Annotated in this window: 12 protein-coding genes; 4 read left to right on the top strand and 8 right to left on the bottom strand. The window is 71.3% G+C overall.

The annotated features are described in order from the left end of the window. The 4 genes from I0C86_RS02615 to I0C86_RS02630 form a co-directional block, all read right to left on the bottom strand. Window positions 1-606 (bottom strand): hypothetical protein (locus I0C86_RS02615; protein ID WP_196199566.1); only part of this gene is annotated, 606 nt, incomplete at its 3' end. Beyond that, window positions 603-2,156: a sensor histidine kinase gene (locus tag I0C86_RS02620; protein ID WP_230393435.1), complete on the bottom strand. Its 1,554-nt coding sequence runs from the start codon at window positions 2,154-2,156 to the stop codon at window positions 603-605. The genes I0C86_RS02620 and I0C86_RS02615, both read right to left, overlap by 4 nt. A 7-nt stretch (window positions 2,157-2,163) precedes the next feature. Next, a complete protein-coding gene (locus I0C86_RS02625) occupies window positions 2,164-2,856 on the bottom strand; it encodes a response regulator transcription factor (RefSeq protein WP_196199567.1) in 693 nt (230 codons plus the stop codon). Window positions 2,857-2,864: 8 nt separating this feature from the next. Then, window positions 2,865-3,932 carry a phosphatase PAP2 family protein gene (locus tag I0C86_RS02630; protein ID WP_196199568.1) on the bottom strand — a complete coding sequence of 356 codons (1,068 nt, stop codon included), beginning with the start codon at window positions 3,930-3,932 and terminating at the stop codon, window positions 2,865-2,867. Between the two features lie 116 nt (window positions 3,933-4,048). Between I0C86_RS02630 and I0C86_RS02635 the strand changes: the two genes are divergently transcribed. Together I0C86_RS02635 and I0C86_RS02640 are read left to right on the top strand one after the other, a co-directional pair. Next, window positions 4,049-4,987 (top strand): hypothetical protein, encoded by a 939-nt coding sequence (locus tag I0C86_RS02635; protein WP_196199569.1) that lies wholly within the window; start codon window positions 4,049-4,051, stop codon window positions 4,985-4,987. A gap of 221 nt (window positions 4,988-5,208) precedes the next feature. Then, window positions 5,209-8,229 carry a S8 family serine peptidase gene (locus tag I0C86_RS02640; RefSeq protein ID WP_196199570.1) on the top strand — a complete coding sequence of 1,007 codons (3,021 nt, stop codon included), beginning with the start codon at window positions 5,209-5,211 and terminating at the stop codon, window positions 8,227-8,229. A gap of 93 nt (window positions 8,230-8,322) precedes the next feature. On the opposite strand, the gene I0C86_RS02645 is transcribed toward I0C86_RS02640, so the two are convergent. After that, window positions 8,323-8,826, bottom strand: a complete 504-nt coding sequence (locus tag I0C86_RS02645) for a hypothetical protein (protein ID WP_196199571.1) — start codon at window positions 8,824-8,826, stop codon at window positions 8,323-8,325. 219 nt (window positions 8,827-9,045) lie between these two features. Between I0C86_RS02645 and I0C86_RS02650 the strand changes: the two genes are divergently transcribed. Next, on the top strand, window positions 9,046-9,999 hold the full coding sequence (locus I0C86_RS02650) for a hypothetical protein (protein ID WP_196199572.1): 954 nt from the start codon (window positions 9,046-9,048) through the stop codon (window positions 9,997-9,999). Between the two features lie 69 nt (window positions 10,000-10,068). Here the strand turns inward: I0C86_RS02650 and I0C86_RS44730 are convergent, their stop codons facing one another. The 3 genes from I0C86_RS44730 to I0C86_RS02665 all read right to left on the bottom strand — a co-directional run bounded on the left by I0C86_RS44730 (window position 10,069) and on the right by I0C86_RS02665 (window position 15,008). Then, window positions 10,069-13,236 carry a BTAD domain-containing putative transcriptional regulator gene (locus I0C86_RS44730; protein WP_196199573.1) on the bottom strand — a complete coding sequence of 1,056 codons (3,168 nt, stop codon included), beginning with the start codon at window positions 13,234-13,236 and terminating at the stop codon, window positions 10,069-10,071. A gap of 247 nt (window positions 13,237-13,483) precedes the next feature. Continuing rightward, window positions 13,484-14,020 (bottom strand): DUF3455 domain-containing protein, encoded by a 537-nt coding sequence (locus I0C86_RS02660; RefSeq protein ID WP_196199574.1) that lies wholly within the window; start codon window positions 14,018-14,020, stop codon window positions 13,484-13,486. A gap of 271 nt (window positions 14,021-14,291) precedes the next feature. Continuing rightward, the gene (locus tag I0C86_RS02665) at window positions 14,292-15,008 is read right to left on the bottom strand and encodes an LPXTG cell wall anchor domain-containing protein (protein WP_196199575.1); all 717 of its coding nucleotides are present in this window, start codon (window positions 15,006-15,008) and stop codon (window positions 14,292-14,294) included. 626 nt (window positions 15,009-15,634) lie between these two features. Between I0C86_RS02665 and I0C86_RS02670 the strand changes: the two genes are divergently transcribed. Then, on the top strand, window positions 15,635-16,501 hold the full coding sequence (locus tag I0C86_RS02670; RefSeq protein WP_196199576.1) for a helix-turn-helix domain-containing protein: 867 nt from the start codon (window positions 15,635-15,637) through the stop codon (window positions 16,499-16,501). Window positions 16,502-16,791 lie beyond the last annotated feature (290 nt).

Below are 16,791 nucleotides of genomic sequence, written 5' to 3' on the forward strand. Positions count from 1 at the left end.
GGCTCCGGTCTCGTGGGCTCGGGGATGTGTATAGGAGACAGGTGAGTTGGACGGCGAACACCGGGGCTGACCGGAGGAGTCCCCGCCCGCCCCGTCCGCCGGGACCGGGCACTCCGGCTGCGAGCAGGTCAGTGGCCCCCGGCTCCCGTCCGGGCCGGTGAGCGTGACCACGGCCGAGGTGTCGGCCGTACCGCCGTCCGGCACGGTGGTCCGGACGGTGCAGACGATCTGGTCGACCGCCGTCGGCGAGAGCGCCGTCACACCGCCGGGAAGCCGCACCGTCGTACCGGACGGGTCGGAGGTCGTCTCGGCCGGCCCGGTGTCCGCCGGGATCTCGGTGCTGTAGCCCAGCGTCCGCTCCGTCGGATCCGGGCCGGCGAGCAGCAGTGCGAGCGCGTTGTCGATCGAGCCCGCCGGGTTGGTCGGACGCAGTACCGGCACGAGGTGGTGGTCCGCCACGAAGAAGAGGCTGACTCCCTGGGCCGGTCCCACCGGCGCCGCGCCGCCGGTGATGACAGCGCTGGGGCGTACGCCACATCCGGTGGCGACGGCCAGCAGCAGCGCGATGGCGGCGGGCAGCGCGCACCGCCGGGCGCGGCCGGTCACCGGGTCGCCCCGTCGGCCGGAAGTCGATGGTCGGCCGGAAGTCGATGGTCGGCCGGCAGTCGATGGTCGGCCGGCAGTCGATGGTCGGCCGGCGGCGACGGATCCACGCAACGGCGCGGCAGGCGGAGCGTGAACACCGCTCCACCGGCCGGATCGTTGCCCGCCTCAAGGCCGCCCCGGTGCGCGCCGGCCCGGTGCAGCCGGGCGTTCTCCCAGGCGATGGCGAGGCCGAGGCCGCTGCCCTCGGATCGGGTCCGGGCGCTGTCCGCCTTGTAGAAGCGGTCGAAGACGCGGGGCAGCACCCCCGGGTCCAGGCCCGGACCGCTGTCGTGGACCGACAGGACGATCCAGTCCGGCTCGGCGCGCAGCCGTACCGATACCGGCGGAGCGCCGTGCCGCAGCGCGTTGCCGACCAGGTTGGCCATGATCACATCCAGTCGACGAGGGTCGATCCGGGCCAGCGTGCCCGGCGGCAGGTCGGTCACCACACGATCGGTCCAGCCCCGGCCGCGCAGCGTTGCCCGTACCGCCGCGGCCACGTCGACGTCGTCCAGGTTGAGTGCCGCCGTGCCGGAGTCGAACCGGGTGACCTCGATGAGGTCCGTCACGAGCTGGGTGAGGTTCTGCGTCTCCTGGCTGACCATCCGCGCGGCTCGTCCGGCGTCCCCGGGCAGCCGCGGCGCCTCCTCGTCCAGTACGTCGGTGACCGCGGTCATCGCCGCCAGCGGGGTACGGAGTTCGTGCGAGACGTCGGCCACGAAGCGCCGGGCATCCGCCTCCATCCGGCGCAGCTCGCCGACCTGCCGTTCCAGCCGTTCGGCGGTGTAGTTGAAGGTACGGGCCACGCCGGCGAGTTCGTCGGAGCCGTGGACCGTGAGCCGGGTGGTCAGGTCCCCGTCACCGAGCCGGCGGGCCGCCTCGCCGAGTTCCCGGACCGGCCGCAGCACGCCCCGGGCGGCGAGCAGCGCGAGCAGTACGGCGAATGCCAGCGACAGCCCGCCGGTCAGCCATGCCCATCCGGCGAGCCGGTCGATGCTGACCTGCTCGGCCACCAGGCTGTGCACTCGGTAGACCTCCAGCCCGGACGGTCGCGGCGTACCTTCCGACTCGTCGAGCATCAGTTGGGTCCCGATCACCAGGTACGGACGTCCCCGTTCGGACTGGCGTTGCCAGACGACCCGGCCACCACCCACCTTCGCCCGCAGCTTTGGTGGAAGCATCGCCGAGGTCTGGTCGTGCGAGGAGCTTCGGTCCTGGTAGACGGCGATCACGGAGTCGTCGCGGTTGGCCAGGCCGGCGGCGATCGCGTCGAGGTCGGCCTGGCTCGGTGGCAGGCTCCGGATCGGGCCGAGCTGGGCGATCTGTTCCGTCAGCGTGACGACGGCCGCGTCCTGGGCCTGTTGCAGGATGACGTCGCGGGCCTGGACGTAGCCGGCCCCGGCGACCACCGCCGTGGTGGTCAGGCCGAGCGACGCGAAGGCGAGCAGGAGCCGTACCCGCAGTCCGGCCGGCCACCACGACCGATCCATCGCGACTTTCGTCCACTTCATCCGCTGCTCACAACGGGCCGAACCGGTAGCCGAAGCCGCGGACGGTCTGCACGTAGACCGGCGCCGTCGTATCGTCCTCGATCTTCGCCCGCAGCCGCTGCACGCAGGCGTCGACCAATCGGGAGTCACCGAGGTAGCCGTGTTCCCAGACCGCCTCCAGCAGTTGCTGGCGGCTCAGCACCCGGCCCGGCGTGCCGGAGAGTTCGAGCAGCAGACGCAGTTCGGTCGGGGCGAGGCTGATCGGCGTCCCGGCCCTGCTGACCACCAGCGCGGCCCGGTCGATGGTCAGGGCGCCGTGCCGTTCGACCGCCGGCTCCGGGTCGGACTGCCGGGGCTCGCCGCCGGTCCGTCGCAGCACCGCGCGGATCCGTGCCTCCAGCACCCGGGCCTGGACCGGCTTGACCACGTAGTCGTCGGCGCCGGCCTCCAGGCCGGCTACCACGTCCATGTCGTCGTTGCGGGCGGTGAGCATGATGATCGGCAGGTCGCCGGAGGACCGGATCCGACGGCAGACCTCGAACCCGTCCATGCCGGGCAGCATGAGGTCGAGGACGACGACGTCGGCGGTGTCCGCGCGCAGCCGGGCCAGTCCCTGCTCACCGGTCGCCACGGCGTCCACGGTGTGGCCCTGGCGGCTCAGGGCCAGGTGGAGCCCGTCGCGCACCGTCTGGTGGTCCTCGATCAGCAGCACCCGTGACATGCCACCAACTATCGCATTCCATCCGAAGTAGCCCAGTGGATCATGTCTTGGGGTGACCATCGGCCCTCCGCTGCCCCGCTGTCCGGTTCCGCCCGGGGGCTGGCGGCCGAAACCGGGTGGACGGGGTCCATCCGGCGTTTCCGCACCGGGCCGACGAAGTCCGCCGAACGCACCAGAACCAGGATGGTGACGACGACCAGGACAATGAGCCCACTTCCGGTCATGATCGCGACGAACATCCCGCCGGGCCCGGACGACGCCGCGTCCGGGGCGACCAGCGGCTCGCCGCCCAGCAGGCCGAGCACGGCCACGCCGCCCAGCAGGCCGAGCACGGCCACGCCGCCCAGCAGGCAGAGCAGCCCCACCAGGACGCCGGCCGGGCCGGCGCCGGGGCCAACTCCGTCGCGGCTTCGGGCCAGCGGCGCGGCGGCCAGGCAGAACAGCACCGCCACCAGCAGCACCCCGCCGCACACGTCACTGAACCGGTGCCACCCCGCGATCATCGTGGCCGCGGCGACGACCGAGACCCCCATCGCGCCCGGGACGGCGAACCACCACCGGGCCGGCGCGGGGAGCACGAGCAGGACCGCGAGCAGCAACGCCATCGCCACGGAGACGTGACCGCTGGGGAAGCTGTTGTGCGTCGTCGAGGTGGCCACCGCGAGATCCGGCCGGAGGATCACCTGCTTGGCCACGCTCGAGAGGACCGCCGTGGCGCCGACCAGGGCGATGCCCATCACCCCCGCCCACGGCCGCCGGGCCAGCACGCCCAGCACCAGCACCCCGACGAGCAGGAGACCCAGCACGGCCGGGTCACCGAACCAGAACAGCACGGTCTTCGCCGGCTCCACCAGGTCGGTCGGCTGCTCGTACCCGCCACCTCGTTCGGCCCGGGGCAGCAGCGCGCCGTCGAGGCGTTGCCCTGCGGCGGTCCAGACGAACCCGACAGCGGTCAGGGTGAACGCGAGCAGGTAACCGAGCGCGGCGCGGAGCAGCCGGCCGCCCGGCGCCGGACCGGCGAACCGGCCCGACGACCGGAGCGCCGTTCCGGACGGGTACGGGGATGTCAGATGCACCAGGCAAGGATGGACCGTCCGGATGCGGATCCCGTCCGCGTCATGTCATGGTCCTGTCACAACCGCCCGTGGCCCGTCCCGTCGGGGATATCTCAGGTCCTTTAGAGTCGCTTGCCATGACCGCCCTGGAGGCCTCCCGCACCGCACCGGCGCCCGTCGTCTCCGAGGGGGCGGTGGCGACGCCGCCGGTGGCCACGCCCCGCCCGCTCGGCCTGGAAGGCTGGCCGCGCGTGGTGCGTACGTTGATGATGATGGCAGGCGCGGCGGTGGCGCTCTGGGTGGCCTTCACGAACCCGGACCGGCACCTGCCCGAGTTCCGTGCACAGTGGATCCTGTGGGCCTGCGTCGCCGGGGTGCTCGGCGCGCTGAGCGGATCGACGATCGGCTCCGGTGTCGCCCGCTGGCATGACCTGCAACAGATCCAGCGAGTGCCGGTACGGCGGGTCCTTCCTTCGCTGGTGGTCTTCCTGGTGCTGGTGGCCGGCGCCGTCGGCACCGCGTACGCCATCCTGGGCCGTGGGCTCACCTGGCGGTCCCTGGCGTTCGTGTCGATCGTCGTGCTCGGGGCGTTGCCGGCCGGGGCGACGCTCGCGGGACTACGGGTCGTCGCGATGCGTGGCCTCACCGGCGCCCCGGGCGAACAGTTGGCCGCGTTGATGCGGCTGCGCCGGATCCTGGCCCGCGTGCTGCAGATGATGGGTTCGTTGCTGCTGATGATGGTGCTGGTCGGTGCCGCCGCCGTCGGTTGGGGCAGTTCGGAGAAGATTCCGCAGTCGACCGCGTTGGTCATCGGCGCGGCCGGTTCGATCCTCATCGCGCTGATGCACGTTCCGGCGGCCACCCTGTTGCGTCGCCGCTGTCAGGTGTACGTGGACGAGTTCTCCGACATCGCCCACGTGGCCAAGGCGGACCTGGTCACCGCCGCGGAGGACCGGATCAAGATGGAGGAGATCCTCGGGGTCAACCGCACCTCCCTCGGTGAACTGCAGTCCGGGCTGGTGATCATCGGTCCGCTCCTCGCCACCACAATTGCCGCGATCATTCCCAAGATCTGAACGGATCGGCGCCAACTGCCAGGTGATCCGCATTCGCGGAATCGGCTGACGTGTGAATCACTTTTTCCCCCGCCCAATTGGACACTTGGACACCCCGTGGGATCCGTACCATCACGATCAATCGATGACTACACGGGGGATTCGATGGACATCAACGTGCCCTTCGGCCTGGCGTAGTCCTGCTGTTGTCGGATGCCTTTCGGCATTCGGAAAGGAGCCAGGTGGCTACCGTCAACCATTCCTCGAAACTTCGGGTGGCAGCACCGCTCGTCGCCCTCCTGTTGGCGACCGGTGCGAGTTTCATCCAATCGACCCCGGTGCTCGCGGACGATTCCGCGCCGGTATCCCTGACCGGCGGTACCGAGCGCCGACCCGCGGCTGCGGCAAAGAGCGCCAAGACGGACCGGTACGTGGTCCGGCTCGCCGAGCCGCCGGTGGCGGCGTACACCGGCGGGGTGGCCAAGGTCCCCGCCACCCGTCCGGATCCGGGCGAGAAGTTCGACGCGCACTCGGGCGCGGCACGCAGTTACCGGGACCACCTGACGGCTACCCGTTCGGCCGTGCTGTCCGAGGTGGACCTGAAGGCAGACCAGACGTACACGACGGCGTTCAACGGCTTCTCGGCGACGCTGTCCCCGAAGCAGGTTGCCGCGCTGCGGAAGGACCCGCGGGTCGCGGCCGTCACCGAGACGCGCAGGGTCCGCGCGCAGTCCACGACCCCGACGGGCGCGCGGCAGCCGTCGACCGGCTGGACCGGGACCGGTGCCGGTCGATCGGTGCCCACCGGCACGGTCGCCGGGCGCACCAGCGGCGGGCCGGCACTGAACCGGGCCAGCCTGGCCGCGCCCGGGACCGGCGCCGGGGTCGTGATCGGGGTGATCGACTCCGGAATCTGGCCGGAGAGCGCGTCGTTCGCCGCGACGATGTCGGCGCCGCCGGGCTGGCACGGCACCTGCCAGACCGGTGACCAGTTCCCCGCGTCCGCCTGCAACGGCAAGATCGTCGGCGCCCGGTACTTCGCCACCGACTACCTTGCCTGGTACGGGTCGCTCCCCGCCAACGAGGTGCTCTCGGCCCGCGACGTGCTCGGGCACGGCTCCCACACCGCCTCGACGGCGGCCGGAGAGCCCGTCCAGAACACCGTGGTCAACGGGCGGGACTTCGGTCCCATCGCGGGAGTGGCGCCGGACGCGCAGATCGCGGTGTACAAGGCACTCTGGGACGGCGGCGGCACGGACGCCGACATCATCGCGGCGATCGACGCCGCGGTCGCCGACGGTGTGCAGGTGATCAACTACTCCGTCGGCTACGACGGCGGCGACTACGTCCCCAACGACGCCATCGGCAACGCGTTCCTCAACGCCAACCTGGCCGGGGTGTTCGTGTCCGCCGCCGCGGGCAACGACGGAAAGTCCGCCACCATCAGCAACACGTACCCCTGGGTCACCACGGTGGGTGCGGCGATCACCAACGCCCGCGAGGCCACGTTGCGGCTCGGCGACGGGCGTACGGTCGTCGGAACGTCGCTGGACCTGCTGCCCGGCGGCACGGCGAAGTCACTGATCGACGCCAGCCAGGCGTCGACGGACGGCAACGCCACCTGCTACGGGGGCTCGCTCGACGCCACCAAGGTGCAGGGCAAGATCGTTGCCTGCAGATACACCGACAAGTTCGACGCCGTCAAAGAGGTGAAGGCCAAGGGCGGCGCCGCGGTGATCCTGTTCAACGACGTCGACGTCAAGCGGGTCAGCAACTTCTACAACTTCCCGACGATCAGTCTGTGGGACCGCGAGCAGGCCGGACCGCTCCTCACCTACCTGCAACGGCACCCGACCGACGGTACGGCCACTGTGTCGAACGGTGGTGACGGTTCGAGCGTGGGCGTGCCGAGCGTGGTCAACTTCTCCTCGTACGGGCCGGACCAGGTCCACACCGGACTTCAGAAGCCGGACCTGGTGGCCCAGGGCACCGATGTGGTCGCTGCCGTGGCGCCGCCCGGCAACGACGGCCGCGACTTCGACGCGTACTCGGGTACCTCGATGGCCACACCGCACGTTGCCGGCATGGCCGCCATCCTGAAGGGTCTGCACTCCGGCTGGTCGCCCGGCACGATCGCCTCGGCCCTGCGAACCACCGCGACCGACACGGTGGGCACCAGCACGCCGTTGAAACAGGGCAGCGGGATGGCCGACCCGACCCGGGCCAACAACCCCGGCCTGGTCGTGACGCCGTCGGCGTCCGAGCTGACCGCGTTCCGGGACGCCGCCGCGCCGGACGGCAAGGAACTCAACCTGCCGTCGATCGCGTTGCGGGAGTACGACGGAACGCGGACGCTGACCGTGAACCGGAGGTTCACCAACGTCGGAAGCACGCAGGAGACGTACCAGCCCAGCGTCTCCGGCCTGACCGGCATGACGGTCACCACGAACCCGTCGAGCATCACCGTCGCGCCGGGCAACTCGGTCACCGTCGCGATCACCATCGACCGCGGCTCGGCACCCTTCGACCGGTACACCACGGGTGCCATCACCTGGACCAGTTCGGCGCACTCGGTCCGGATCACCGTGGCGGGGAGGCCGTGGGGCTTCAACCCGAGGACCCATGACGACACCGACGCGCCGATCCAGTACGGCTGGACGGGCGCGTCCGGGCAGATGATGTTCCAGCCGGGTTTCAGCGGGCAGGTGAGCACCCGGACCACCGGCTACCGGTCGGTGTCCTGGAGCAGTTCCAGCCTGTCCACGGCGTACCCCGCGACGTTCTTCGACCGCGCGGGGGACAACATTCGGTCGCACAGCATCACGGTCCCCTCGGGATCGGCCGGCCTGATCGTCCAGCTGTCGGCCTCCGGCAACGCCAATCTCGATCTGTACGTCTACCGGAACGGCAAGCTGGTCAGCCAGAGTCTCGACTACTGGAGCAGCAACGAACGGGGGGTGCTCTATCTGCCCACGGCCGGCACGTACACCGCGTACGTGCACGCGCAGCGCGGCGCGACGGCGGGGGGCACGGTCAACTACCAGTTCGCCGCCACGGTCCTGGCCCGCAGCGGTAGCTACACCGGCGCGACGGTTCGGGTCACCGATTCGGGCGGCAGCACGACCACGAATCTCGTGCGCGGGAACTACTACACCGTCGCGTTGACGCCGACGTCCACGCTGCCGAACGTCGAGCACTGGGCGTACACGGAGTTCACCGTCAACGGGAAGGTCGTCTCCGGGCCGCTGATCAGCTCGCGATGACGCTCACCTGACAGACGATCGGCGGGGCAGGGCCGGGCGGCCCTGCCCCGCCGTCGGTTCGGTTCGGCGAGGACGCCTACCGCCCGGCTACCACTACAGCCACCAGGGCGCGAGGAACGGCAGCGACTGCGCCTCGGTCGAGAAGGTCCAGCCTCCCGCCGGCGCGCTCTGGAGCCGGAAGTAGACGACGGCGACGTACGCCGAGCTGACCGGGGTGAAGTCGACATCGTTGTACCAGGTCCGCCCGTTCGGTGCGCAGAACTCGGACGAGTCGTCGGAATGGGTCGTCGTCACCCCGTTCTGGTAGATGGCGACCATCTGGATGCGGATGCACTCGCCGTTGGCGTTGTTGAGAAAGAGTCGTCCGACGAGCCGGGGCTCCCACCTGCCGGCGACCAGGTCCCATTCCAGCCGGGCGTCCGCACTGGGTCTGCCCCAGCCGTTCAGTTCGCCCTCGCCGAAGTCATGCCCCTCGTCGAGAATGGAGAAGCGGTCGGTCCGCTCGACCGATGCCTGTGCCGGGCTCGCACCGATCAGTCCCAGCGCGCACACCACGGCCAGCATCAGGATCCGTATTGCCGTTCTTCTGCCCCGCATTGTGTCTCCCCCTGTTTCGCCCCGGCCATTCCGCGGCTTCCTGGCATCGAGTTTCGGCCGAGGGCTCAGGGTCACCTCACGGCTCGCTCTGGGCGGGGGCGTGCCGGCGTGTCAGCTCGGCGCGACGGCGCCCCGCACACCATGACGCCACCCTGAGGTTCGTCCGGAACATCTGTGGTGGCCGACCCGTACGGGGGCGGCGAGGACTGGGGGAGTGGAATGCGTACTGCGAACATCGGGCGGCGTACGGCGGCCGGCGTGGTCGCCGTGGCACTGGGTACGGCGGGTCTCGTCGTCGTACCGGACGGGGCGGCCCAGGCGGGGGGAGTCGCACCGGTACGGGTCGAGGAGGTCGACGACAGCGACAGCACGACCAAGATCGTTGTGGCGGAGTGCACGGAGACGATGGGGTCGGTCTTCGCCGCGGGCGCCCGGGTGGTGAACGGGAACGGGGGTGTGGTGCTGACCGCGATGGTGCCCAATCCCGAGCTGACCTCGGTGACCGTCACCGCGACGGCCCGGACCGGGTACGAGGGTGACTGGTCGTTGATGGCGTTCGCGATCTGCGACCGGTCCGGGACCCCGCCGGTGCGAAGGGCGGCCACGGTCGAGTCGGCGTCGACGGCGGAGGTGGACTGCCCGGACGACACCCGGCTGGTCGGCACCGGATTCCGGTTCGAGGGATCGGTGGACCAGACGTACGTCGACGAGGTCGCCTTCGGATCCGGATTGGGGGGTGTGCGGGTGCACACGGGCGGCGTCGCGCCGGAGAGCCTCACCGCATTCGGGGTCTGCAAGGAGCCCACCCAGATGACTGGGCAGCCCGGCGCGCGCGTGGAGGCCAGCAGCGCGCACGACGGCACCTGGCCGAAGACCGCCGCCACCGACGATCCCAACCCGGACCAGCACGTGTACGGCATCGGTGCCAGCGTGGTGGGCTCGGGCGGGTTCTTCCTCAGCGCACTGGTACCCAGCCTGAATCTTCGGCTGGCGGGCGCCGAGGCGGTCGAGGCGAGCCAGCTTCCGGGGGCGGCGGTCGCCACCACCGGAGCCGGCCGGGCCGGTGTCGCCGATGCCGACGCCGACGGGGACGCCGATGCCGACGCGGACGACGATGCCGACGGCGACGGATCGGTCACCGTCTCCGGCCTGCTCATGGCCGCCTTCCACTGACCAACCACCGACCGCCGGTCATCGACCCGGCCGGTCACCGGATCCCGCCGGCCATCGAAGTCCGGCGGGCTACCGGGGCCGGCCGCTCGTCGGTTCCGACCGGCCGGGCGCGGGCGGGCGGCGGCGATCCGGTACCGGTGGTTGTCGACCCGGCCGGCTCGGCACGAGGACGAGTTCGTCCGGTGGGCGTACCCCGATGGCCTGCATCGCGTCGCGGTACCGGATGAAGGCCCGGCGTGCCTCGCCGTGTTGACCGCCGGCCACCAGCGCGCGGACCAGTGCCCGGTGGGCCGGCTGATCGTACGGGTCCCGTTCCAGCAACCGCAGCAGGTACTCCACCGCCGCCGTGGGGCCGGAGGTGGCGTGGCTGGTCTGAGCCAGTATCCGCAACAGGCTGAGGTACGCCGCCCGCGCCTCCTCGCGCAGCGGACCGGACCAGTCGGCGTACGGCTCGTCCTCGAACGCGTCGGCGCGGTACTGGCGTTCGGCGGCCAGCAGCACCGTCCGCCCCTCCGCCAGCGCGCCCCGTTCCACCAGACGACGGGCGTGCGCGACGTGGGCGAGGAACTCCTCGACATCCACCCGCACCCGACTGACGTCGAGCGCGATGCACGACTGGTCGGCGACGAGGAAGTGGTCGGGGGCGAACCTCTTCGTCGGATCGAGGACTCCACGGACGATCGAGAGCAGGACCGACAGCCGGTGCCCGGTCCGTTCCGGATCGTCGTCCGGCCAGAGCAGTTCGCACAGCTCGCCCCGGGGCACCGGGCGGCCACGCCGGGCGACCAGGATCCGTACCAGGTCGCGTGCCTTGCGGGACTGCCACTGCGAGGCCGGGACGGGGTGGCCGTCCAGGTGCACCTCGAACCGCCCGAGGGCCTGGATCACGACCGTCTGGTAGACCGGGCCGGCGCCGGGCGCCCGTCCGCCGGACATGCCCGCCGCCCGATCCACCAGGGCGCCGGCGAGGGCGAGCTGTTCGGCCGCGAGGAGTCCGCCCAACCGGTCGTCGATGCCGGCTCCGGGCAGCTGCCCGAGTACGACGCGGATGCGGGCCGCCTCGACCGCCGCCCCGGCCCGGTTCCAGATCGCGTACGCCTCGCGCAGCGCCTCGCGGGCCCGGTCGAGGTCGTGTTCGGTCGCGGCCCGCAGTTCGAGCGCGTCGGCCAGCGCGGCCCGGTCGCCCTGGGCGCGGGCGATCCGGGCCGCCTCCTCGGCCAGCGTGGCGGCCCGGTCGGGCGCCGTCATCCGGAGTGCGACCCAACCCTGGGCCAGCAGGGCGGGCACGACGATCTCGTCCGCGGCGTCCCGGGCGGCCTGTTCGGCGTGCATCGCCGCGGCCTTGGCATCGTCGTCGAGTCGTACCAGGGCCAGCCCGGCGAGCGCGGGTACCAGGACGTGGGCGTTGCCGGTCTCCTCGGTGACCCGGACCGTCTCCTCGTACGCGGCGCGGGCCTGTTCCCGCCAACCCCGGCGCCGGTACAGGTCGCCCAGTCCGAGCAGCGCGTAGGTGAACCGGCGGGAGCCGTTGCGCTGATAGTGCGCCAGCGCCGTCTCGTACCGCTTCACCGCCTCGTCGTACCGGCCGAGCATCGCCAGCGCCTCCGCCTCGTTGCTCATCGCCATGGCCCGCAGGCTGGGGGCGCCGGCCAGTGCCGCGTACCGGGCCGACTGCTCGGCCATCGCCAGCCCGTCGACGAACCGACCGGTACGCAGGAACTGGTGCGTGCGGTTGGTGTAGATCCGGGTGAGCAGCAGGACGTCGCCGGTACGTTCCGCGATCGGCAACGCGCAGGCGTAGTGCTCCTCGCTCCCCGCGATGTCGCCGGCCACGCCGAGGCAGAGTGCGACGCTGAGGTGGGTGGTGGCCAGGACGCTGTCCTGCCCCGCCTCGGTGCCGACGGCCAGCGCCCGGCGCGCGTACCGGGTGGCGGCGTCGGTGTCGCCGGCCAGCAGGTGGGCGTGTGCGGTCCAGGCCAGCAGCAGTGCCAGATCGGCCGGCGGAGCGGGCTGGGCCTGGCGCCGTTCGAGGATCTCCAGCGCCCCTCGGGCATCACCCCGCTGGTAGTGGATCCGACCCATCCGCCAGGCGAGACCGGCGTCCCAGCCGGGCTCGGCGGCTGCCGCGGCGTCGTACTCCCGACCGGCCGCGCCCAGGTTCCCCAGGGTGCGCAGCGCGTCGCCGAGCAGCAGGCGCAGTCGCCGGCCGCGGTGCTGTTCCGGCAGCTCCGGGACCAGTTCGGTCACGGCCTGGGACCGACCCGCCGCGATCATCCGGTCACCGTGTACCTCGAGCACCCGGGCGCACCGCGCATGGTCCCCGGCCCGCAGGTACTCCCGGGCGGCGGCGACCGGCGGACCGTGCTCGTCGTACCAGGCGGCAGCGGCAGCGGCCGTGCCGACGGTACGGCCGGCGGTTGGTCGCCGATGGCCGTGCCGGGCGACCTCGAAGATCACCGGCACGACGTGTTCCTCCGGGGGCGGCGCGCCCGGGCTGGCAGCCGACCAGGCGGGCCGGGTGAGCAGGCCGGTGCGGCGCAACAGGTCAACGATTCGCGGCGCACCGCGATGACCGAGCACACGACACAGTTCCGTACTGACCGGCGACAGGTCGCCGACCTGGCGGAGCAGTCGGGTCGCCTCCGCCGGCAGCGCCCCGAGCACCTCACCGGCGACGTACCGTGCGATGGGGCCGCCGGGCTCGGTGAGGGCCGGGGCCAGCGGACCGGGCGGTACGCCGTCCAGGCGTAGCGTTTCGGCGGACAGGCGGACGAGCGTCGGCCAGCCGCCGGTCGCCGCGTACAGCCGGTCGCCGAGGTCCGGGTCGGACAGGCCGTACTCGTCGGCGACCAGGTCACTGATCCGTTCCGGAGTGAGGGCCAGGTCGGCCGGGCCCGGCTCGGTCCACAGGCCGCTGCCGAGCCAGCGGGCGGGCGGTGGCGGCAGTGGCCACCGCGAGGCGAGTACGACGGTCACGTCCTGCTCCCACCGCGCGACCTCGTCCAGCAGCGGGTGGAGCTCCTCCGCCGACGTCCGCGGCAGGTCGTCGACGACGATCAGCCGGTCGCCGGCGGTGACGGCGTCGGCGACGAGCTGGTGCAACGACCCGTCGTCGTCTCCGCACCACCGGGCGGTCTCCCGGGGGAACCAGCGGCGCAGCGCCGTGGTCTTGCCGTAGCCGGCGGCGGCCACGAGGCAGCAGATTCCCCGCTGATGGTCCGCCCGCAAGGGATGCACCGCGATCCTCCCGCCTCTGCCGTGCTCGTCCGGGTGGCTGCCCAAGCAACGCCTGGCGGATCCAGGTTTGCCGGATCCGCCCCGTGAGGCAAGGATTTTTCGCTCGGCCCGATCAGGGTACGGCCGGGTTGCCGTCCGGCCGGCACAAGCGGGCCCAGGGCAGCCTTCGGCGGGTCGGCGCAGGACATCGGCCATCCGACGGACGGCCGGGTGGGTCCGTTGGCGCGCGGCGGGCGGGCGGCGTTGATCAGCTGGCGACGAAGAGACGGTACTCGGCGCGGTACGGCACGCCGGTCGTGGCGCCGTCGGCGCAGGCCCCGGGCGGTGCGGCACCGCCGCTGGTGGCCAATCGCTGCAGGTAGGTCACCGCGCCGAAGTCGCCTTCGCCACGGTTGCGGGTGGCCTCTAGGAGCAGCTCCGGGATGCTTCCGGTGACCGGCGACGAGGCCACCGCTCTTGCCTCCACCAGGGAGCCGTCCCTGGTGGATTCCCAGCTCGGCCCCCGGAAGTGCACCGCGGTCCGCAGCCCGGCCCGGCCGAGTCCCGTCAGGGTCGCCGCCGGCTCCGCAAATGTCCACGCACCGCCCGTGCACTGGTAGACCTGGACACCCCGGGCCAGGTAGACGGCGGACGGGACGTTCCCGGCCGGCGGCACGAGCGCGGCGGGTACGGGACCGGGCCGGTCGCTCGCCTCGCGAGGGGAGGTGCCGGACGCGACGCCGCCGTTCCCGACCAGTAACGCCGCGACCAGGCTGATGCCGGCTGCCCCGGATAACCACTTCACGCGGGTGACCATGGATGCCTCCAAAGGCGGGCGACCAGCAGAATCCGCCACTGAGTAATCAGGTGAACACTCGGCGAGTATTCCGAATGATGGCGCCGGCCGACAGCGTCCCCGCCGTCCTTGGGCAGAAAATGTCGACCGGGCACTCCCAACAAACTGATGTTGGGAGTGCCCGGTGGACGTGAGGATCGTTTCTGTCTGGATGTGCCGGGGGAGAGAGGCTTGATCGCGCCCGGCCCGACGAAGCGTCGAGCCGGACGCGTCGCGTGAGCTATGCCACGAAGCGGGAACGGCGTCGGCGTCCGACGAGGTAGCTCGCGAAGCCGAGGAGCAGAAGCACCCCGCCGATGCTGACCACGGTCGCGGTGCCGGCACCGGTCACGGGCAGCCCACCGCCCTCGCCGCCGGGGACGCCCGGGCTGGCGGAGGAGGTAGGGGTCGGTGCAACGGTCGTCGTGGCGCTGGGCGTGGCGCTCGGTGTCGCTGTGGGTGTGGGTGTGGGCTGAGCCGCGCAGTCGAGCGCGCGCGCGGCGTACAGGCCGTTGTTCAGGTAAGCCAGGTAGGCATCGATGGCCGCCTCGTCGAGCACCTTCTGCGCGGCCGCCTTCACGTTTGCGCCAGCGCGGGTCAACGTCCGGACCACCGTGATCCGCAGATCCGTTGACCAGGCCTTCTGCACGTCCGCCTTGAGGAATGCGCGGAGTTCGTCCGCGGGACCGTTCAGCCGCTCCTGTATCACGCGAGGCAGAACGGAGAACGAGTCGGCGTTTGCCGCGGCCAGGATCTGGGCGGTCAACACCCGCACCTCTCGATCGGTGGCGGTATCCAGGTCGATGGTGACAAGCTCGCGGATGTCCTTGTACACCTTGCGCTCGACCGTCTGGCAGTTCTCGTTCAGCCCGGGCGATTCGGTTTGCGCCACCGCCGGTGTCGCCGGAATCAAAAAGGCCAGCGCCACCAGGACGCCGGCCGGGACCTTCCATCGCATGTAGGTCTTCCTCCCCGCTGCAGATCAAAACATGGGGATACTACGTGAGTGGGCGCCCGGCACGGCGGTGGGTCGTAGCTGCAACCCGTGATGATCTGCACCAGGACCTTCTGCCCTCGGCTGCATCGACTTAGTACTCCAGCCGTACCTGCTGTATTCGGTGTCTTCGCTGGTAGTGGCTTACTTTGGCCCGGTACTGATGGCGACGACGCCACCGCGACCATCGATGGATGTGATCAAGTGGTCGAGCCCGGGTGATCAGGTGTGCCAGGAGACGGCGGACCTCGCCCAAGGTGAGTGGGATGAGCCCTTGTCGGTCGGGTTCGGATCCCCCTTTTCGGCGTGTGCGGCGGTGACGGCGAGGTAGGCGTGGGCGCACATAACCGGGGGTTATGGTGTCCCGGCAGTTAATGGGTACGTCGCGTGATCGGTCCGTCGCGGCCGGCTTCGACGGTGCCGGGCCCTGCCGGTCTGTGTGGTGCCGCCCTCGCCGGTCCGTGTAGCCTGCCCGAAAGTCTGGCGCTCCGGCACGTGTTCGGTGACCAGGTGGCATGTGAACGGGATCGGAATCACCCGAATTTGCCCTCGTTCGGCCGCTGCGGGCCGTCTGAAGTGGAGTGTTCCCGATGACCAGCGCACCTGGCCCGTCCGTGGGCCGCCGCAAACTCCGCTCGGCGATTCGTCGGGCCCGGGAGGCGGCCGGGTTCACCCAGGAGCAGGTTGCCGTCGCGATGGACTGGTCGCTCTCGAAGCTGATCCGCATCGAGGCGGGCTACGTCGCCATTTCCACCAATGACGTCAAGGCGTTGCTCGACCACTATCGGGTACGCGACCCGGAGCAGGTCGCCCAACTCGTACAACTGGCTCGGGTGTCCCGGCAACGTACCTGGTGGTCACCATATCGGGACGCGGTGCCACCGGCCTATTACTCGTACATCGGGTTGGAGGCGGAATCGTCGGAACTGTATTTCTACCAATCCGTCGGCATGCCCGGTCTACTCCAGACGGAGGCGTACGCACAGGCGGTGCTGCGGGCGGCGATTCCCCATTTGGACGACTCGGCCGAGGCCCAGACCTCGATGGCGCTGCGTTTACGGCGCCAGCGGGAGATCCTCGACCGTCCTGATCCGCCGGACATTTTCGTGGTGCTCGATGAGGCGACGCTGCATCGCCAGACCGGCGGCGCGGAGGTCATCCGGGAGCAGCTCCTGCATCTGGTGGACCTCGGCGGCTCCGGCCGGATCACCATCCAGGTGCTGCCGTTCACCTCGACCGTCTACACCCCGCTCGGCCAGTTCATCGTCGTCCGCAACGCCTCCGGCGCGGATGCCGACGTCGTCTACCTGGAGAGCACCGGGTTGGAGGACGTCCTCGACCATCCCGAGGCGGTGGCCGGGCATCTGCGGACCTTCGCCGGCCTGCGGGAGGCCGCGCTGACCCCGGCGGACTCGCTTCGACGGATCTCGGAGATCGCGGCCGACCTGGCCCGGTGACGACACGCCGGCGCGGCACCTCGGAGCTGCGCACAGGTCCACCGGACTCCGTGGTGGAGTGGCGATCGAGCGATCAGCGCGGGTCTCCTCCGTCGGCCCGCCGTGCGATCATCGTGTCTTCGCCGCCGCCCCGGGGAGACCTCTGTGACCTGGCACCCTCCACCTACCAACCCGGCCGCTCCCGGCCCGACGCCCGGAACGCCGCCGCCGGCCGCGCCTCCGGTGGCCTGGAGGCCGGTTCCGCCGCCGGGCGCCCAGCCGCCGCCGTGGCAGGCCGCACCGTCCGGCGG

Origin of the sequence: Plantactinospora alkalitolerans (assembly GCF_015690345.1) — a bacterium.
In the GTDB taxonomy this organism is placed as follows: domain Bacteria; phylum Actinomycetota; class Actinomycetes; order Mycobacteriales; family Micromonosporaceae; genus Plantactinospora; species Plantactinospora alkalitolerans.

What these genes read in the sequence shown, in the direction of transcription:
- I0C86_RS02620 (WP_230393435.1), bottom strand. Translation starts at nt 2,156, where the DNA reads ATGAAGTGGACGAAAGTCGCGATGGATCGGTCGTGGTGGCCGGCCGGA.
- I0C86_RS02625 (WP_196199567.1), bottom strand. Translation starts at nt 2,856, where the DNA reads ATGTCACGGGTGCTGCTGATCGAGGACCACCAGACGGTGCGCGACGGG.
- I0C86_RS02635 (WP_196199569.1), top strand. Translation starts at nt 4,049, where the DNA reads ATGACCGCCCTGGAGGCCTCCCGCACCGCACCGGCGCCCGTCGTCTCC.
- I0C86_RS02645 (WP_196199571.1), bottom strand. Translation starts at nt 8,826, where the DNA reads ATGCGGGGCAGAAGAACGGCAATACGGATCCTGATGCTGGCCGTGGTG.
- I0C86_RS02650 (WP_196199572.1), top strand. Translation starts at nt 9,046, where the DNA reads ATGCGTACTGCGAACATCGGGCGGCGTACGGCGGCCGGCGTGGTCGCC.
- I0C86_RS02665 (WP_196199575.1), bottom strand. Translation starts at nt 15,008, where the DNA reads ATGCGATGGAAGGTCCCGGCCGGCGTCCTGGTGGCGCTGGCCTTTTTG.
- I0C86_RS02670 (WP_196199576.1), top strand. Translation starts at nt 15,635, where the DNA reads ATGACCAGCGCACCTGGCCCGTCCGTGGGCCGCCGCAAACTCCGCTCG.